The organism is Listeria weihenstephanensis, assembly GCF_003534205.1.
GTDB classification, from domain to species: Bacteria; Bacillota; Bacilli; order Lactobacillales; family Listeriaceae; genus Listeria_A; species Listeria_A weihenstephanensis.
In genome coordinates this window covers 2,566,095-2,583,596 of record NZ_CP011102.1, presented here as the reverse complement: position 1 = coordinate 2,583,596, position 17,502 = coordinate 2,566,095, and the positions used below count along the sequence as shown (strand labels likewise).

Annotated in this window: 13 protein-coding genes and 6 tRNA genes; 12 read left to right on the top strand and 7 right to left on the bottom strand. The window is 39.2% G+C overall.

The features are described 5' to 3' along the window. Positions 1–6: 6 nt before the first annotated feature. Entirely contained in the window at positions 7–1,131 is a 1,125-nt protein-coding gene (locus tag UE46_RS12570) for an AI-2E family transporter (RefSeq protein ID WP_036058758.1), read from the bottom strand. A 169-nt stretch (positions 1,132–1,300) separates the two neighbouring features. Here UE46_RS12570 and UE46_RS12565 point away from each other — a divergent pair, with 169 nt between their 5' ends. Together UE46_RS12565 and UE46_RS12560 are read left to right on the top strand one after the other, a co-directional pair. Next, positions 1,301–1,693: a GntR family transcriptional regulator gene (locus UE46_RS12565; protein WP_118907671.1), complete on the top strand. Its 393-nt coding sequence runs from the start codon at positions 1,301–1,303 to the stop codon at positions 1,691–1,693. Further along, positions 1,693–2,796 (top strand): DUF1648 domain-containing protein, encoded by a 1,104-nt coding sequence (locus UE46_RS12560; protein ID WP_036058759.1) that lies wholly within the window; start codon positions 1,693–1,695, stop codon positions 2,794–2,796. The genes UE46_RS12565 and UE46_RS12560 overlap by 1 nt, the downstream gene beginning before the upstream one ends. Positions 2,797–2,858: 62 nt before the next feature. Here UE46_RS12560 and UE46_RS12555 read toward each other — a convergent pair. From UE46_RS12555 to UE46_RS12530, 6 genes are all read right to left on the bottom strand, one after another. After that, positions 2,859–2,931 (bottom strand) — tRNA-Lys (locus tag UE46_RS12555). A 6-nt stretch (positions 2,932–2,937) separates the two neighbouring features. Beyond that, a tRNA-Gln gene (locus UE46_RS12550) sits at positions 2,938–3,012 on the bottom strand. Between the two features lie 5 nt (positions 3,013–3,017). Next, positions 3,018–3,101, bottom strand: a tRNA-Tyr gene (locus tag UE46_RS12545). Positions 3,102–3,121: 20 nt separating this feature from the next. After that, positions 3,122–3,195: transfer RNA gene (locus UE46_RS12540), tRNA-Thr, on the bottom strand. Positions 3,196–3,245: 50 nt separating this feature from the next. Continuing rightward, positions 3,246–3,321 (bottom strand) — tRNA-Val (locus tag UE46_RS12535). 79 nt (positions 3,322–3,400) lie between these two features. Beyond that, positions 3,401–3,472: transfer RNA gene (locus UE46_RS12530), tRNA-Glu, on the bottom strand. Positions 3,473–3,799: 327 nt separating this feature from the next. On the opposite strand from UE46_RS12530, the gene UE46_RS12525 reads away from it, so the two are divergent. From UE46_RS12525 to UE46_RS12480, 10 genes are all read left to right on the top strand, one after another. Then, complete coding sequence (locus UE46_RS12525; RefSeq protein WP_118907670.1) at positions 3,800–5,623, top strand: APC family permease; 1,824 nt, start codon at positions 3,800–3,802, stop codon at positions 5,621–5,623. Between the two features lie 358 nt (positions 5,624–5,981). Beyond that, positions 5,982–6,881, top strand: a complete 900-nt coding sequence (locus UE46_RS12520; protein WP_118907669.1) for an arginase family protein — start codon at positions 5,982–5,984, stop codon at positions 6,879–6,881. Positions 6,882–7,113: 232 nt separating this feature from the next. Continuing rightward, on the top strand, positions 7,114–7,356 hold the full coding sequence (locus UE46_RS12515; protein WP_118907668.1) for a hypothetical protein: 243 nt from the start codon (positions 7,114–7,116) through the stop codon (positions 7,354–7,356). 153 nt (positions 7,357–7,509) lie between these two features. Continuing rightward, a complete protein-coding gene (locus UE46_RS12510; RefSeq protein WP_036058761.1) occupies positions 7,510–8,475 on the top strand; it encodes a LacI family DNA-binding transcriptional regulator in 966 nt (321 codons plus the stop codon). Positions 8,476–8,670: 195 nt separating this feature from the next. Then, complete coding sequence (locus UE46_RS12505) at positions 8,671–10,446, top strand: glycoside hydrolase family 13 protein (protein WP_036058762.1); 1,776 nt, start codon at positions 8,671–8,673, stop codon at positions 10,444–10,446. Positions 10,447–10,751: 305 nt separating this feature from the next. Continuing rightward, on the top strand, positions 10,752–12,014 hold the full coding sequence (locus UE46_RS12500) for an extracellular solute-binding protein (protein ID WP_036058765.1): 1,263 nt from the start codon (positions 10,752–10,754) through the stop codon (positions 12,012–12,014). A 91-nt stretch (positions 12,015–12,105) separates the two neighbouring features. Continuing rightward, positions 12,106–13,410, top strand: coding sequence for a sugar ABC transporter permease (locus tag UE46_RS12495; protein WP_036058917.1), 1,305 nt, complete (start codon positions 12,106–12,108; stop codon positions 13,408–13,410). A gap of 1 nt (position 13,411) precedes the next feature. Further along, positions 13,412–14,263 (top strand): sugar ABC transporter permease, encoded by an 852-nt coding sequence (locus tag UE46_RS12490; RefSeq protein WP_036058768.1) that lies wholly within the window; start codon positions 13,412–13,414, stop codon positions 14,261–14,263. 172 nt (positions 14,264–14,435) lie between these two features. After that, positions 14,436–15,221 (top strand): DUF1189 family protein, encoded by a 786-nt coding sequence (locus UE46_RS12485; protein ID WP_077912431.1) that lies wholly within the window; start codon positions 14,436–14,438, stop codon positions 15,219–15,221. Beyond that, positions 15,218–17,500 (top strand): glycoside hydrolase family 65 protein, encoded by a 2,283-nt coding sequence (locus tag UE46_RS12480; RefSeq protein ID WP_036058770.1) that lies wholly within the window; start codon positions 15,218–15,220, stop codon positions 17,498–17,500. The genes UE46_RS12485 and UE46_RS12480 overlap by 4 nt, the downstream gene beginning before the upstream one ends. Positions 17,501–17,502 lie beyond the last annotated feature (2 nt).

Below are 17,502 nucleotides of genomic sequence, written 5' to 3'. Positions count from 1 at the left end.
TATTTTTTAGACGACCGGTTTCTCAACATTTTCAGCCTTGATACCTTCACGCCTTAATTTTATCAGTCGTGATAGATTCACGATTAACGTTTTAACAACGGCATACGTTGGTACACCGAGAATCATACCCAAAATCCCAGCTAAGTTACCCGCAACGATCAGAATAATAATAATCGTAAGTGGGTGAATAGATAGCGATTTACCCATGATGTAAGGCGACAGTAAGTTAGAGTCGATTTGTTGCACAATAGTTACCACGACAATAACGAGAATCGCTTGTAGTGGCGAATCGAACAAAGCCACGATAACAGCAGGAGCTGCACCAATAAATGGCCCAAGATAAGGAATGATATTCGTTACGCCAGCAATTAGACCGAATAAAAGAGCATACGGTTCACCAATAATGAAGTACCCAATCATCGTAAAGATACCGACAAACATACAATCAATGGCCTGACTTGAAATATAAGTCGAGATCGTTTTGTTCATCGCTTGAATCATTTCACGAGCTTCCGTACGAATACCTTTTGGAAAAAAATTCTCACTTGAATCGAGGAACTTGTGCCCATCTTTAAACATATAGAATAAAATAAATGGAACCGTTACGAGAATCATAACAAAGCTTGATACAAAGCCAAAAATTAAGCCGATGCTACCTGTTAAGCTACCAATAACCGTATCTAAAATCTTTGGAATAGAGATATTGAGTTTTTCCATCTCCGCTTTGATATCAATATTTTTTATGTTACTATTTTGTACTAAATTATCCCACCAATGCTGGAATTGCGTCCAATATTCAGGTGCTGCCTTCACAAGTGATGCGACTTGATCCGCTAAAATAGGTCCAAGTTGAACAACAGCTAAAACTAAGAGTACGATAAAAACAAGAAAAATACTCAAAACACTTAGTATTCTTGGAACTTTACGTTTTTCTAAAAAGATGACAAGCGGGTTGAACAGATAGAATAAAAAGCCAGCGATCATAATGGGAAGGAAAAGCGTGGAAACAATCGTCCCAATAGGCGCAAAAATAAAGCTCATCTTGTTCAGTACGAATAAGATGACTACTAAGGCCAGAATTTCTAACGTCCAGAAAAATAATTTGGACTCTTTAAAACGTGCCATTTTCATATGGTTCCCCTTTCGTTGCTAGAAATTGGAGTCATCTCTAGCGTAATAGTATGTAGACTAGTCTTAATAGTACCATCATCTGGCTCAAAAAACCACTGTAATCCTACTTGACTTATTTTGTATAGTTGTTATACTATATGTATAACAGTTGTAGGAAGAAGGGGTGCGTATGCTACTCGAGATTGATTTACAAGCAGAGGAGCCAATTTACACACAAATTATGTATCAGATTATTGAAGGAATCGCTAAAGAGGAACTAAAACCAGGTGATGATTTACCATCCGTTCGTAGCTTAGCAAGCGATATAGGTATCAATTTTCATACGGTAAACAAAGCATATCAACTTTTAAAGCAAGAAGGATATATTTTGATTCATCGCCAAAAAGGAGTCGTCATTCATCCAGACGGGATCGAAAAAGCGACGGAAGCTTTCTATGCGAAACTAAGAAAAAAAATACGACCGCTTATTGCAGAGTCGATTTGTCGATCGGTATCGAAAGAAGAATGGGAAATTATTTGCGCTACAATCTATGATGAAATTGAGACCAAGGAGGAGCAATAATGGAAATATTATTTTTTATCGCGATGATGCTTGTGGTGGTCGTGCTCCAAGCAATAACACCATATGTTATCAGACGTGGAGAGAGCTTTGGTGTGATGGTTGGCGAAAAGGCCGCAAATGACCCGGCATTACGTAAAATGAAGCGACAATTTTTAAATTGGAATCTAATTGTAGGTGGCTTAGTGACGGTATTTGCAGCTATTTTATTACTGGTATCGACTAGCGAGAATGCGCAGGCAACGATTTTGATTTCTGCGATTCTAATTGTTATTATCTTGTCACTCCTCATTTATGTACGTTTTTATAAGGCGAGTCTTGCATGGAAGAAAGCGAATTTGCAAGTAGCGTCGGATAAGGCTAATATCGTGATGGTAGATACGACATTTCATCGCCAAAAGTTAACGATTTCCTATGCTTGGTATTTGATTCCGCTGGCACTTATTTTTATCACAATTGGATTGACCGTGATTTATTATGATCAAATTCCAAGTATGATTCCGATGCAATATAACTTCGATAATGAGGTAACAAGAGAGGCAGCCAAAAACTACCGTACTGTCATGATGATGCCAATGATGCAAATTGTCATGCTAGGATTGTTCCTTTTTATCAATTATATGATGTCCCGGAGTAAACAAGTGATAGATAACGATAACCCAACGGCTTCTATGCGACGAAACGTGCTATTTAGATATATTTACAGTAAATTTAACTTAATCATGGGTACGTTGCTTATAGCGCTGTTTATGGTGATACAATTATCATTCATATTTTCTATACCGCAAATATTCATTACCGTGATGCTAATTTTAGTTTTGGTGATTATTTTCGGTGGACTGATATTCTTAATGGTACGTGTTGGTCAAGGTGGTAGTAGATTGAAGTTGGAAGAAGATACCCAAGCGGACACTACAAAACCAATCCGTGATGATGATGCCAATTGGAAGTTAGGCGTATTTTATTTTAACCGCCAGGATCCCGCCGTTTTTGTTGAAAAGCGATTTGGTGTAGGTTGGACGATAAATATGGCGAGACCAGCTGCTTGGTTGTCCTTCGTTGCAATCATCGCTGTTATCGTGATAATAATCATCATATTTAGTTGAATTCAGACGCAAAAAAGGTAGAAGAAATGTATATTTCTTCTACCTTTTTTGCGCTTTCTCGATGAGCCGTGATGGGCTCGAACCATCGACCCTCTGATTAAAAGTCAGATGCTCTACCAACTGAGCTAACGGCTCTAAAAATGGCTGGGCTAGCTGGATTCGAACCGGCGCATGACGGAATCAAAATCCGTTGCCTTACCGCTTGGCTATAGCCCAATAAATGGTGGAGGGGGGCAGATTCGAACTGCCGAACCCGAAGGAGCGGATTTACAGTCCGCCGCGTTTAGCCACTTCGCTACCCCTCCATATAAATAAATCTTAAAAATGCCAACTGCAGGAATTGAACCCGCAACCTACTGATTACGATTCAGTTGCTCTACCAGATTGAGCTAAGTTGGCGAAACAGGTAACCTGTCTGACCGCTCAAATAGAACTTTCCAAAACAATAATGGTGGGGGCTAACGGGATCGAACCGCTGACCCTCTGCTTGTAAGGCAGATGCTCTCCCAGCTGAGCTAAGCCCCCTCTAAAATCCAAGATACTATTACATGATATAACAAAATTTCGCTTTTGACTAGTACTTTGCTGAAAAAAATAAAAAAAGTGACCCGTACGGGAATCGAACCCGTGATACCGCCGTGAAAGGGCGGTGTCTTAACCGCTTGACCAACGGGCCATGTCGTAATAAATTTACTAGCCGAAAACTATTATATAAAGAGAATGGGTGGTTTGTAAATACTTAAATTAAAGTCTTTATATTCAGAAAAATAAATAACATGTTTGAAGCTTAGAACAAGAAGGGAATAGAGGATTATGTAAGTTTTTAGTAAAGGTTAAAATAGTACTTCTTTTTTGGATATTTTTCGGGAATAGAGTGCAGAAAAATTTTATGACCCTTTGTAAAAGCCTATTTCTTTTTAAAAATGCTGTGTTATAATGTGACGTATGCTATTTTTAGCACGAGGATTTCGTAAAAAATTTAGTTAAAAAGGTAGGGAGTAAAATGGCATCTCCATTAAAAAGGTTATTGATTGGGAGGCCTCTAAAATCAACGGAGGCTGGGGATCAAAAATTAGGCAAACTGAAGGCTCTAGCTGTATTATCATCTGATGCATTATCTTCTGTTGCTTATGGTACGGAGCAAATATTATTAGTACTAATCACTGTCGGAGCAGCTGCAATGTGGTATTCTTTGCCGATTGCACTTTGCGTACTAGTATTATTATTTGCCCTTAGTTTGTCATATCGACAAATTATATATGCCTATCCGCAAGGGGGCGGAGCATATGTCGTTTCACGAGAAAATATAGGGAAGAATGCAGGTTTAATTGCAGGTGGTTCGCTACTAGTAGATTACATGTTAACAGTTGCTGTTAGTGTCTCATCTGGTACGGACGCTATTATCGCGGCGATACCTTCTTTATATCAATTTACGGTACCACTAGCGATCATACTGGTTATTATTGTTACTATCATTAATTTGCGTGGAGTAACAGAATCAGCTACGATACTAGCTATTCCAGTTTATCTGTTTGTACTTTCAATGATTGTCATGATTGTTACTGGTTTGGTAAAGCTCGCCATGGGACAAGACGTGACGCATGAGACTGCATCAGTTGGGACGCATGTTTCTGGTGTAACACTTATTTTGTTATTGCGTGCCTTTGCATCAGGTTCTGCTTCGCTTACTGGTATCGAGGCGATTTCTAATGCAGTACCGCTTTTCAAAGATCCTAAGGCTAAAAATGCTTCTCGAACACTTATTATGATGGCCTCTATATTGGGATTTTTCTTTGTAGGAATAACGCTACTAGCCTATTTCTATGGCGTTGTGCCAGAACTTAAATCTACCGTTCTTTCACAGATTGCTGAAAATATATTTGGACGTAATTTCTTTTATTACTTTATTCAAGCAACAACAGCACTTATTCTAGTTTTAGCAGCAAATACGGGCTTCTCAGCATTTCCGTTACTTGCTTTTAATTTATCAAAAGACAAGTATATGCCTCGGATGTATTTAGATAAGGGTGACCGCCTAGGCTATTCTAATGGTATTATTACATTAGCATTAGGATCTATTTTCTTGATTATTCTTTTTCAAGGTAAGACAGAGTCGCTTATTCCACTTTATTCGGTAGGGGTATTTATTCCGTTTACGCTTTCTCAGTCAGGAATGATCATTAAGTGGCTGAAGGAAAAGCCTCAAGGTTATATGAAGAAGTTGTCCGCGAATTTGCTCGGAGCGCTGATTTCATTTACAGTTCTGATGGTTCTATTTATTACAAGAATGAGCGAAGTTTGGCCAGTGTTTATTTTTATGCCAGCGATGATCTATGTGTTCCACAGAACGCGTAGTCATTATGCCAAGTTAGCACCACAACTTCGAATTGATGAACAGATGGATCTACCTGAGTTCGAGGGGAATGCCGTCATCATTTGTGTATCTGATACAACGAAAGTCGTGGAAGGTGCTCTTCGTTATGCGAAATCTATTGGTGATACTGTTATTGCGGTGCATGTCTCTTTAGATAAGCAAGAAGGAAAAGAGTTCGTGGAAAGATGGAATAGAATACATCCTGAGGTACGGCTTGCAGATCTTTATTCGACGTACCGATCGATTACCGAGCCTCTAATGAAATTTATTGACACAGCACAGCAAAAAGCGAATCAAGATAATTATTCATTGACAGTATTAATACCGCAATTTATTCCTAAAAAGGGTTGGCAAAATATTTTGCATAACCAAACAAGCCTATTGATTAGAACGAAATTATTATTTAAAAAAGATGTTGTTGTAGCAACTTATCCGTATCATTTGAAAGAATAGAAAAGACAAAGAGATGCCATATTTAACCTATAAAAATTCTGGGGGAACTCCTAGGGTAAAGGGGGGAAGTATGCCATCTCTTTGTCCGTTTCTTGCAATTCACAACTACACAAAAGTCTGTATAGGAGGATTAACTACATCCTAACAGAATTGCCACAACGTGTAAAAGTCATAAAAAGCGTTTTTAAAGCTTTATTTTTGAGTGAAATCATTTTTTCTCTAAGAAGAAAAACCTGTTTTCGAGGTATAAAATGTTTGGGAAATACAAATTTAGCTATAAATGAAAAAGTTTTTATTTTAAAAAAGGTCGTTGTTTGTGGTAGAATGTAAGATAATATATATAGAAAAGGTGAATGTGATGGAGAAAATAGGAATACTCGGTGTGCCGTGGATGTTTCATGAAGAACGACAAGGTGTTGCTTTAGCTCCATATGCGATTAGATACACTGGAATTATTGATACACTGAAAAAATTAGTTAGTGACGTGACGGATTATCATAATATGGCGTTCTTCACGGATATGGAACAAGAAGCCATTTTGAAGTCGAAGGATTTGAAAGCGATTACATATAAGGCGAAAGAGCTAAGAGATATTGTCGCGGATATGAGGTCTGAAGGGGGAATGCCGATTATTTTTGGAGGGGATCAGTTTATTTCGCTTAGTACTATTGCCGGTATGAGGGATGATAACGAGGAGCAAACCGTTATTTGGATTAACGCTCACGCAGATATGGGAGAGGATTTGAATCGGGAAAATCTATGTCATAATGTGATGGCTACGGTTATTGGAAGAGGTCCAGAAGAGTTAGGAAATATTATGGAGCAACGATTTGTTTCAGGTGATAATGTGTGTATTATCGGTACGAGGCGCATTGAAAAAGATGAACAGCGGTTAATCGAGGAGGAGCAAATATTGCACTTTGAGATGACCAAAATAGATCGAATGGGTTTTGGAATGGTAACGGATGAGGTTATTCAATGGTTGGCTAAAAAGAGTGGACATGTGCACATAGTACTCGATGTCGATGCAATTGATCCGGAGTTTACGCCGGGTACGGACTTCATTTCTCAAGGGGGAATTTATTGGCGGGAGATCAGGTACTTTATGAAAAATTTGGCGCTTAGTAATAAGATAAATGCGATGACATTCACAGGAATTAATCCTTTACATGACGATAAGAACAAAACAGCCCAATTTATTTCATCGTTATTAGAAGAGTTTTTTCAGGCGAAAAGTATGAACGTAGACCAGTTTTAAGGAGCATGTAATTGTTACAGTTTATCTACAATTGTTTCTTTTTTGTAAACTTGTACACGGTAGTACTAAAGAAGTGAGTGGTAGCAACAATTTATCTAAGTCATTGATTTAAAATAATTTGAAAATGAAAGCGCTATACGTATTGAAAAAAGCTTAGTATGGGAGTATACTAGAACTATGATTTAGGTATAAAAGTCTAGTGTCGTATTATTTTTTCAAAGGAGCGTTTGACGTGGGGGATCATGAGGTACGGTATTTTGTTATTCCGATGATTATTGTTTTTATTTTGGGCATTGCTAGTATTAATGAACCTGCTTTTCCTGTGTTTAGTTTTATGATAGTTGGACTTGTCTCGATATTGGTGGGAACTGTATTTGGCTGGCTCGCTTTCGGGATTAAAATACTTTTTAAATTTTTTCATACTTGGAAAGAGCACCGTGATGTAAAAAAAGTTGTATCGGTGTCAAAAAGATAATTTACATACAAGTAGAACATTTTCCTAAGGGGAAGATGTTTTTTTGTGCCTTATTTCCTATTTTATCGATATAAATCACAAATTTAAAATGCTACCTTTTTATGAAAAAACTGCTACAATAAGCTTAGAAGTTTTAAATAAGGGAGGATATGAATGGCTACATTAGCTGATGTTGCAAAAAAAGCAAATGTTTCTAAAATGACTGTTTCGCGTGTAATTAATCATCCTGATCAGGTTTCTGATGAACTGAAACAATTGGTATACCACGCGATGGAAGAGTTAGAATATGTCCCAAACTATGCTGCAAGAGCACTCGTTCAAAATAGGACACAAGTTGTAAAATTTTTGATTTTAGAGGAAATTGACACGGTGGAGCCTTATTACATGAATTTGTTGACGGGAATAAGTAGAGAATTAGATAAGTATTCCTATTCGTTGCAATTGGTGACGCAGAAATCAAAAAACATTGGTGCGTATGATGGTTTAATTATTACTGGTATGCGAGATAGCGAGGTCGAAAAAGTGATGGCGGGGCTTGAAAAACCTGTGATTGCATATGGGGAGAATAGGCGAGATGTGGATGCGATTGATGTGGATAATCGACTAGGCGCTGAGCTCGCAACGACACATGTGTATGACGTGGGATTCCGCCATATTATCTTTTTTGGTATTAATTTAATTGAAGAGGAATTTATGCGTTCTCGGTTGACTGGATATTCAGAAGTGATGAAGAGAAATGGCCTGATGGAAGAAAGTTATTTTATGAAAAATAGTTCTCGAGTTGCTGAGAAGACAGCCCTAGATATTTTAGATAAAGCAACGGAGCCAGTTGCCATTATTTGTGCATCTGATCGGATGGCGGTCGGTGTGGTCAGAGCTGCGAATTCACTAAATATGAAGTTTGGTGAAACGATTGCTGTGACAGGATTTGATGGCGTATTTTTAGATCGAATCTCTTCTCCAAAAATCACGACTGTTCGTTCACCCGTGATTGAAATGGGTGAGACAAGCGCGCAAATGTTACTGAAGAAAATCAATGAAAATGGTGCGAAACAGGGATCGACTTTATTTCCGCCGAAGTTAATTGTGAGAGGTTCAACGGTAGCAGGAAAAGAATAAGATTAATTTTAAAACATATTTTGTAAGCAGAATCGACAACTTTCCTAAAAAAATGGGATAGTTGTGTTCTGCTTATTTTATTGAGCCAAAATTTGATCGTGTTTAATTTTGTTACCGTTAACTTTCAGAAATTGATTGTAAGTGTTTTCAAAGCGTGCTAACTTGAAGAGAGATATTTAGGAGGAGGTTTTTATTATGGAGAGAGCAGCAATTTACCATCAGCCATTTAGTTCATATGCGTATGGTTATGATGGAGAAACGCTACATATCAAGGTTCGGAGCAAGAAAGATGATGTAGAGGAAGTCGTGATGATTGGGGCAGATCCTTATGTTCACACGGAGGCTGGTTGGCAATCGGAGGAGTATGCGCTTCGGAAAGTTGCTACGACAGAGGAGCATGATTATTGGTTTGTGGCTATGAAACCGGAACAGCGTAGGTTGCAGTATGCTTTTGTATTGAAGGATACAGAGGGGGAAGAAGTATTTTATGGCGGACGTGGTTTTTATGAGAATACAAAAGCGAATCGGGCTGTTATGGATTATTATTTCAAATTTCCTTTTCTACATGAAACGGAGGTTTTTAAAGCGCCTGAATGGGTGAAAGAAACGATTTGGTATCAGATTTTTCCAGAGCGATTTGATAATGGGGATGCATCGATTTCGCCAGTAAACGTGTTGCCGTGGGGAAGTAAAGATCCAGGTCGCGATGACTTTTTCGGTGGCGATATCGCTGGAATTATAAATCATTTGGATTATTTGGCGGACCTTGGAATTAATGGTATTTATTTAACACCCGTTTTCGAGGCGTCGACGAATCATAAATACGACACGCTGAATTATTTTGAAATTGATCCTCATTTTGGCGACAAGGAAACCTTCCGTAAGCTTGTTAAAGAAGCGCACAAACGTGGAATTAAAATCATGTTGGATGCGGTTTTCAATCATATTGGTGATAAATCTCCTGAGTGGCAAGATGTACTTCAAAACGGGGAAGAATCGAAGTTTGTAGATTGGTTCCATATTCACTCATTCCCTGTAACACCAGGCGAAAATGGGAATATCGAAGGCCAAAATACGCTTTCTTTTGATACGTTTGCTTACACGATGCATATGCCAAAATTGAATACGGCTAATCCTGAGGTTCAAAAATATTTATTGGATATTGCGACTTATTGGGTAAGGGAATTTGATATTGATGGCTGGCGGTTGGACGTTGCAAATGAGGTCGACCATGCTTTCTGGAAAGAATTTAACAAGGCGGTTCGCGCTGAAAAAGAGGATATTTATATTTTAGGTGAAATTTGGCATGACTCTTGGTTATGGCTACTTGGTGATGAATTTGACTCGGTGATGAACTATCCATTCACGCAAACGATCATTGAGAATTTTGTGGAGGAACGCATTCAACCTACGAAAATGGTATCGGGTATCAGTGAGCAATTAATGCGCTATCAAGAGCAGGTGAATCATGTGATGTTTAATATGTTGGATTCGCATGATACGGCGCGCTTACTGACGCGTTGTGATGGGGATAAAGAGAAGGCGAAGTTGGCACTGGCGTTTATGTTTGCGCACACTGGCTCCCCGTGCATTTATTACGGAACAGAGATTGGCATGGATGGCGCTGACGATCCGCTTTGCCGTAAATGTATGGAATGGGACGAGGAGAAACAAGATAAAGCTATGCTGACATTTATGAAAAAATTGATCGCATTCCGTAAAGAGCATCAGAAAACATTGACGTATGGCGATCTAGTGTGGCACAAAGTTGATGATGAGAATCGTATCGTTGCTTTTTCGAGAACATTTGGTGATGAGACATTGACGTTTATCTTTAATCAAGGAACAAAAGCAGAAGAGCTTCCAAAAGAGGAGCTTGCAATCACTGCTGCAACACATGACGTATGGGCGGATAAAGCTGTAACAAATATTATCGTACCAGCTAAATCATTTACAATTTTAAAAGGATAAATGGACAAGTGTAGCGCTTTTTTAAAGAGCATGTGATTTCAGATTTTCACATACTAATTATGGGGCGCTGCATATGGTTATGGTGAAAAGGATTAGAGCAATTCGCGTTATACCAATAATCTTGTTATCGGTAACAAGGAAATAGTTCTTGAAAACGTTTTCGGTATTCGCCATAATAGCGTTATAGGTTAACCTGTTTCACAATGCTTTACCAAGAATAAAAATAGGGTCTGAAGAAGGACCGCGTAAAAACATGGTTGTGGGAGTTTACGCAGGAATTTTTCAAAAGAGGAGGAAAAAAGGTAATGAGTTCATTCAAAAAGTTTAGCTTATTAGCAGTTGGTTTGGTAGCGGTAGTTAGTTTAGCAGCGTGTGGTGGCGGGAGTTCATCGAAGGACGACGCTTCGGATGGTAGCAAAAAAACGTTAACGGTTTCTGTGGATGAAGGCTATGCAAAATATATTGATAAAGTTAAATCTAAATTTGAAAAAGATAATGACGTAACAATTAAAGTGGTTAAGAAGGACATGTTTGAAACACTAGAAGCATTGCCACTAGACGGTCCAGCAGGAACTGCGCCTGACGTGATGATGTCAGCATACGATAGAATCGGTAGCCTTGGTCAACAGGGACATTTAGCCGAAGTGAAATTGGGAAATAAAGATCAATTAGATGATAACGATGTGAAGCAAGTAACGATAGACGATAAAATATACGGCGCACCAGCAATTATTGAAACGCTTGTGCTGTATTACAATAAAGATTTACTAGACAAAGCACCAACGACTTTTAAAGAGTTAGAAGCTTTAACAAAAGATCCTCGTTTTGCTTTTGATACCGAAAAAGGAAAATCAACAGCTTTCCTAGCTAAATGGACAGATTTCTACTTCTCTTACGGCCTATTAGCAGGTTACGGTGGCTATGTATTTGGTGATAATGGTACGAATCCAAAAGATATTGGACTAAACAATGCGGGTTCTATTGAAGGTATTACGTACGCAACAAAATGGTTCCAAACATATTGGCCAAAAGGTATGCAAGATAATAAGAGTGCCGACGACTTTATCCAAGATCAATTTGTAAAAGGTAAAGCTGCTGCAATCATTGGTGGACCTTGGTCAGCTGCAAACTATAAGGAAACAAAAGTGAACTACGGTGTGGCAGAAATTCCAACACTTGATAATAATGAGCCTTACTCTCCATTCGCTGGTGGTAAAGGTTGGGTTATCTCAAACTACTCTAAAAACAAAGATGTAGCACAAAAATGGGTCGACTACTTGACGAATACAGAAAACCAAAACACACTGTATGACATGACAAGTGAAGTACCGGCAAATCACGAATCACGTGATGCTGCAGCTGCTAAGAAAGACGAACTAGCAACAGCGGTTATTGCTCAGTATGCGAATGCACAACCAATGCCAAACATTCCAGAAATGGCGGAAGTTTGGACGGGCGCCGAGAACTTGATGTTTGATGCAGCTTCTGGTAGCAAAACACCGAAACAATCAGCAAATGATGCTGTGAAAGTTATTTCGGATAATATCGATCAAAAATATCAAAAATAAATAAAAAGAAGTTTGGAAAGAGGCTGAGACGACAATGCTTTCACGCCTCTTCCAGGCTTACATAATAAAAGGTAGAAATGGGGATAACACGATGAATAATGAACAACCGATTAAAAATGTTCGGAAGGCGACGCTGTTATCAATCATTCCAGGACTGGGACAATTTTATAACGGGCAAATTTTTAAAGGTATTGTTTTCATCGCCGTGTTTATTGCTTTCGCTATTGAATTTATCGCAGTCGGTATTAATGCCATTATGGGTCTTATCACGCTGGGCTCGGTTCCAGGTGTAGATCATTCGCTTTTTCTAATGATTGAGGGGACGCTTCAATTAATTGTTACCGCCTTATTTATCGGCTTTTATATTATTAATATATTTGATGCGAGACGTGTGGCGATAACATGGAATTTAGGAGAAACCGTTAATACGAAGATGATTGATATCTTAAAAAACATGGTAGAAAAAGGATTCCCGTACTTATTTACATTACCTGCTTACCTCGTGATGACTTTTGTTATCATTTTCCCAGTATTAGTAACGCTTTTCATGGCGTTTACCAACTACGACTTTTATCATATTCCACCAGCGCATCTCATTGACTGGGTCGGATTTAAAAACTTCTTTAGTATTTTCTTCCTTAGCTCGTATCGCGATACATTCCTGAGTGTATTCTCATGGACGCTGGTGTGGACACTTTGTGCGACAACGTTACAGATTGTACTCGGTGTGTTTACAGCGGTTGTTGCGAACCAAAGCTTTATCAAAGGAAAACGCCTATTCGGAGTTCTGTTCTTACTTCCCTGGGCGGTACCAGCTTTCATTACAATCATGAGTTTTTCGAACATGTTTAATGACAGTATCGGTGCTATCAATATGCAAGTTATCCCGTTGTTGAACCACTTACCGTTTGTTGATATCCCGTCGCTTGCTTGGAAAACAGATCCTTTCTGGACAAAAGTAGCGCTAATATCGATTCAAGGTTGGTTGGGATTCCCATATATTTATGTGATGGTGACTGGCGTACTCCAAGCAATTCCAGGCGAGCTTTACGAAGCAGCTAGGATGGATGGGGCAAGCGCAATGGCTCGTTTCCGCAAAATTACAATGCCGATGATCCTGTTCGTTACAGCTCCAGTATTTATTACACAATATACATTTAACTTCAATAACTTCTCAATCATTTACTTATTCAATGAAGGTGGACCAGGTAGTGTAGGTGCTGGTGCGGGTTCAACGGATATTCTGATTTCGTGGATTTACAAACTGACGACAGGGACGTCGCCGCAATACGCTGTTGCCGCCGCCGTGACGTTACTCATATCGGTCGTCGTAATCTCTGTTTCGATGATTGCATTTAAGAAAACCAATGCCTTTGGTAATGAAGGGATGATGTAGGATGAAGACCTTTTTTAGAGATCAGCGAACCACGACGTTCTTAACTAAGTTTTTCACATATTTATTCTTAATAGGCTTATCGATTGTGGTTATTTATCCGATTTTGATTACCGCATCATCTGCTTTTAGACCGGGTAATATTGCAGCATTTACGCTAGAGTGGAGTGATAGTTGGACGCTTAATAATTTCACGAGACTATTTAATGAAACGCTATACTTAGATTGGTATCGAAACACACTTATTATTGCTGTGGCAACGATGGTTTTCCAAGTAGCGATTGTGACGATTGCTGGGTATACGTATAGCCGCTATCGTTTTAAAGGACGCAAAAACAGTTTGATTTTCTTCTTGATTATTCAAATGGTACCTACGATGGCCGCGCTAACTGCGTTTTATGTTTTGGCGATGCTTCTTGGTGCGCTTGACCAGTTCTGGTTCTTAACATTGATCTATATCGGTGGTGGGATTCCAATGAATATTTGGTTAATGAAAGGCTACTTTGACACGGTTCCGCGTGATCTAGATGAATCTGCAAAACTTGATGGCGCAGGACATTTCCGGATTTTCGGACAAATTATATTACCTCTCGTTCGTCCGATGATAGCAGTGCAAGCTTTATGGGCATTTATGGGACCTTTCGGGGATTTCCTACTTGCTAAATTCTTATTACGGTCACCTGAGAATTTGACGATTGCGGTTGGTTTACAGAGTTTTATTGCCAACCCACAACAACAAAAAGTAGCGCTGTTTGCAGCAGGAGCCATACTAGCAGCTTTACCAATTTGTTTGCTATTCTTCTTCTTACAAAAGAACTTTGTATCAGGACTTATGGCTGGTGGTACGAAAGGTTAATGATTTCGAAGTTATTATAAAAGGAAAACATGTTTTGAGTGTAAATGTTTTCCTTTTGATGCTATGATAATTGTAGAAGTTTGGATTTTATAGATTGATGGATTGTGATGTGATTAGGATGAATCGTGGTTTTCCAATGAGTTATTTTTGGGGGATGTGCACACCAAAACGAATGTTTGCTAGTAGAAAATTGTTTGGGTGGGGAAAATTAGTTTTTATATTTGTGTTTTTAACGGCTTGCTTGTTGATTCCGGTGTCGTTGCATTTTGCAAAGCAGGATTCCTTTGATTTGAAGTCGTTGATGCCTAATATGATGAAGCAGGTAGATGACACATTTGTGAAAGAGGTCACGGCAAACTATTCGCTTGAAAATGGTGTGCTTTCTGGGCAACCTGATGTGATGAAAACGGATACAACGAGTGGTGTTGCGATGGTAAGTTTGGCTGGTGGCGCGTTACCGAATGCTAAAAATATGATCGCTTTGCAAAAAGATAAGATGGAGCTTCGAGATAATTCGGGCTACGCTTTTACGGTGAAGTATACGGATGATGCGAATTTTGCGGATATCCAAACTTCAGCAGACATGCAAAGTTGGATCAGTGGACAGTGGTATGTTCAAAATAAAGCATTTGTATTCTTGACGATGTCGTTGATGCTTGGCTCGGTACTTTTTGCGAGTAGCTTGATGCTAGCCTTGTTTGCAGCTCTGTTTATTTGGTTCACAAAACGAAATAGCATGTCGGAGATTGGCTCTTATAAAGAAGCGCTATCATTGACGTTGTTATCGCTTGGTTTACCAACTATTTTTGCTACAATCATTGGAACGATTTATTTCGATGTCACAGTAATGATGGCCGTTCAGTCACTTGGAATGGTGCTAATAATTGCATTTGTCTTCATTAAAACACGATTTAGACAGACGGATAAGATTTTGGAATTGGGGGGACAAGCAGAATGACGCAACGTTTATTTGAAATAGATGAATGGAAATTAATATCTAAAAATGTTGAAAAAGAAGCAAAGCGGCTACAGGAAAGTCTGACTTCACTTGGGAATGGTTATATGGGGATGCGTGGGAATTTTGAGGAACGTTATTCTGGGGATACACATCCAGGAACGTACATCGCGGGCGTTTGGTATCCTGATAAAACACGTGTTGGCTGGTGGAAAAACGGCTATCCAGATTATTTTGGAAAAGTGATTAACGCGTTGAACTTTATTGGTATTGATGTTGAGCTGGATGGGGAGACATTGGATTTATTTCAAGATGATACGACGGACTTTACGTTGGAATTAGATATGGAGACTGGAATTTTGCGACGATCGTTTAAAGTTGTGAAAAACGGTAAGACTTTTCTAATTGAAACGGAGCGTTTTCTCAGTATCGTGAAACAAGAGCTATGTGTGATTCAGTACCATGTGACAGCGCTTGATGGAGACGCATCGGTTACTTTGACACCTTACATTGATGGTAATGTGACGAATGAAGATGCGAATTATGACGAGATGTTTTGGCTTGAAGTAGAACAAGTTGCAAGTGCGAACAAGGCGACGGTTGTGACAAAGACGATCGAAAATAATTTTGATATTCCACGATTCACGATTGCTGCGTCGATGGAAACACGCGCGGAGAATCCACAGAAGAGCTCAGCTGATGCCAAAAAACTTTATGTTGAAAATAAATATGCTTTTCAATTAGCAAAAGGCGATACGGCGAAATTGGAGAAACGTGTGGTAGTCGTGACTTCTCGCGATTATGAAGAGCATGAGTTAGCACCTAAATCACAGCGGATTTTGGATGATTTAGAAGGTTTTGATTATACAGCACTGCGTACAGAACATGCAGATGCTTGGCGTAAACGTTGGCAGAAAGCGGACGTTCTAATCTCTGGGGATGATGAGTCACAACAAGGAATTCGTTTTAATATTTTCCAACTATTTGCGACCTATTATGGAGAGGATGCGCGTCTTAATATTGGACCAAAAGGATTTACTGGGGAGAAATATGGTGGCGCAACGTATTGGGATACAGAGGCATTTGCCTTGCCGCTCTATCTATCGTTAGCAGATAAGAAAGTATCGCGCAATTTACTACAATACCGTCACGATCAATTGGATGGAGCTAAAGTAAATGCTGGGGAAATCGGCATGAACGGTGCGCTATATCCGATGGTTACTTTTACAGGCATTGAGTGTCACAATGAGTGGGAGATTACTTTTGAGGAAATCCATCGTAATGGTGCGATTGCGCATGCTATTTATAACTATACCAATTATACGGGCGATCATTCCTATTTAGAAGACAAGGGGATGGATGTATTGACCGAGATTAGCCGTTTTTGGGCCGATCGCGTGCATATGTCCGAGCGTTTGGATAAATACATGATTCATGGTGTTACTGGTCCGAATGAGTATGATAATAATGTCAGCAACAACTGGTATACGAATTATATTGCGACATGGACGTTACGTTATACGATCGAGTCACTCGCAAAAATAACGCCAGCAAAGAAAGCGGCTCTACAAATTACGGATGCCGAAATCGATCATTGGCAAGACATCATTGATAATATGTACTTCCCATACGACGAAAAGTGGCAAATATTTGTGCAGCATGACACATTCCTCGATAAAGAATTACGTTCGACGGATACATTAACGGCAGCGGATAAGCCGATTAATCAAAACTGGTCATGGGATAAAATTTTACGATCTTGCTTCATTAAACAAGCCGATGTATTGCAAGGAATTTATACATTCGGAGATGAATTTGATTTTGAGACAAAACAGCGGAACTTTGAGTTTTATGAGCCGTTGACTGTTCATGAATCAAGCTTATCGCCTGCAGTTCATACTGTTTTAGCGGCGGAAATTGGGCGTGAAGACAAGGCAGTCGAACTATATAGCCGGACAGCGCGACTTGATTTGGATAACTATAACAACGATACAGAGGATGGCCTGCATATTACCTCAATGGCAGGAAGTTGGATTGCGATTGTACAGGGATTTGCTGGTATGCGTACTTTCAATGAACGTCTGTCGTTTGCGCCATTTTTGCCGAAAACATGGGACAAATATGCTTTCAAAATTAATTACCGCGACCGATTGATTGAGATTAGTGTGGATGCGAAAACGGTAAGTCTAGAGTTACTGGAAGGCACGCCGCTTGAGCTAGATCTATTTGGCGAAGCAGTGGAATTGAAAGACAAGCTAGAAAAACACAATTATCACAAATAAAT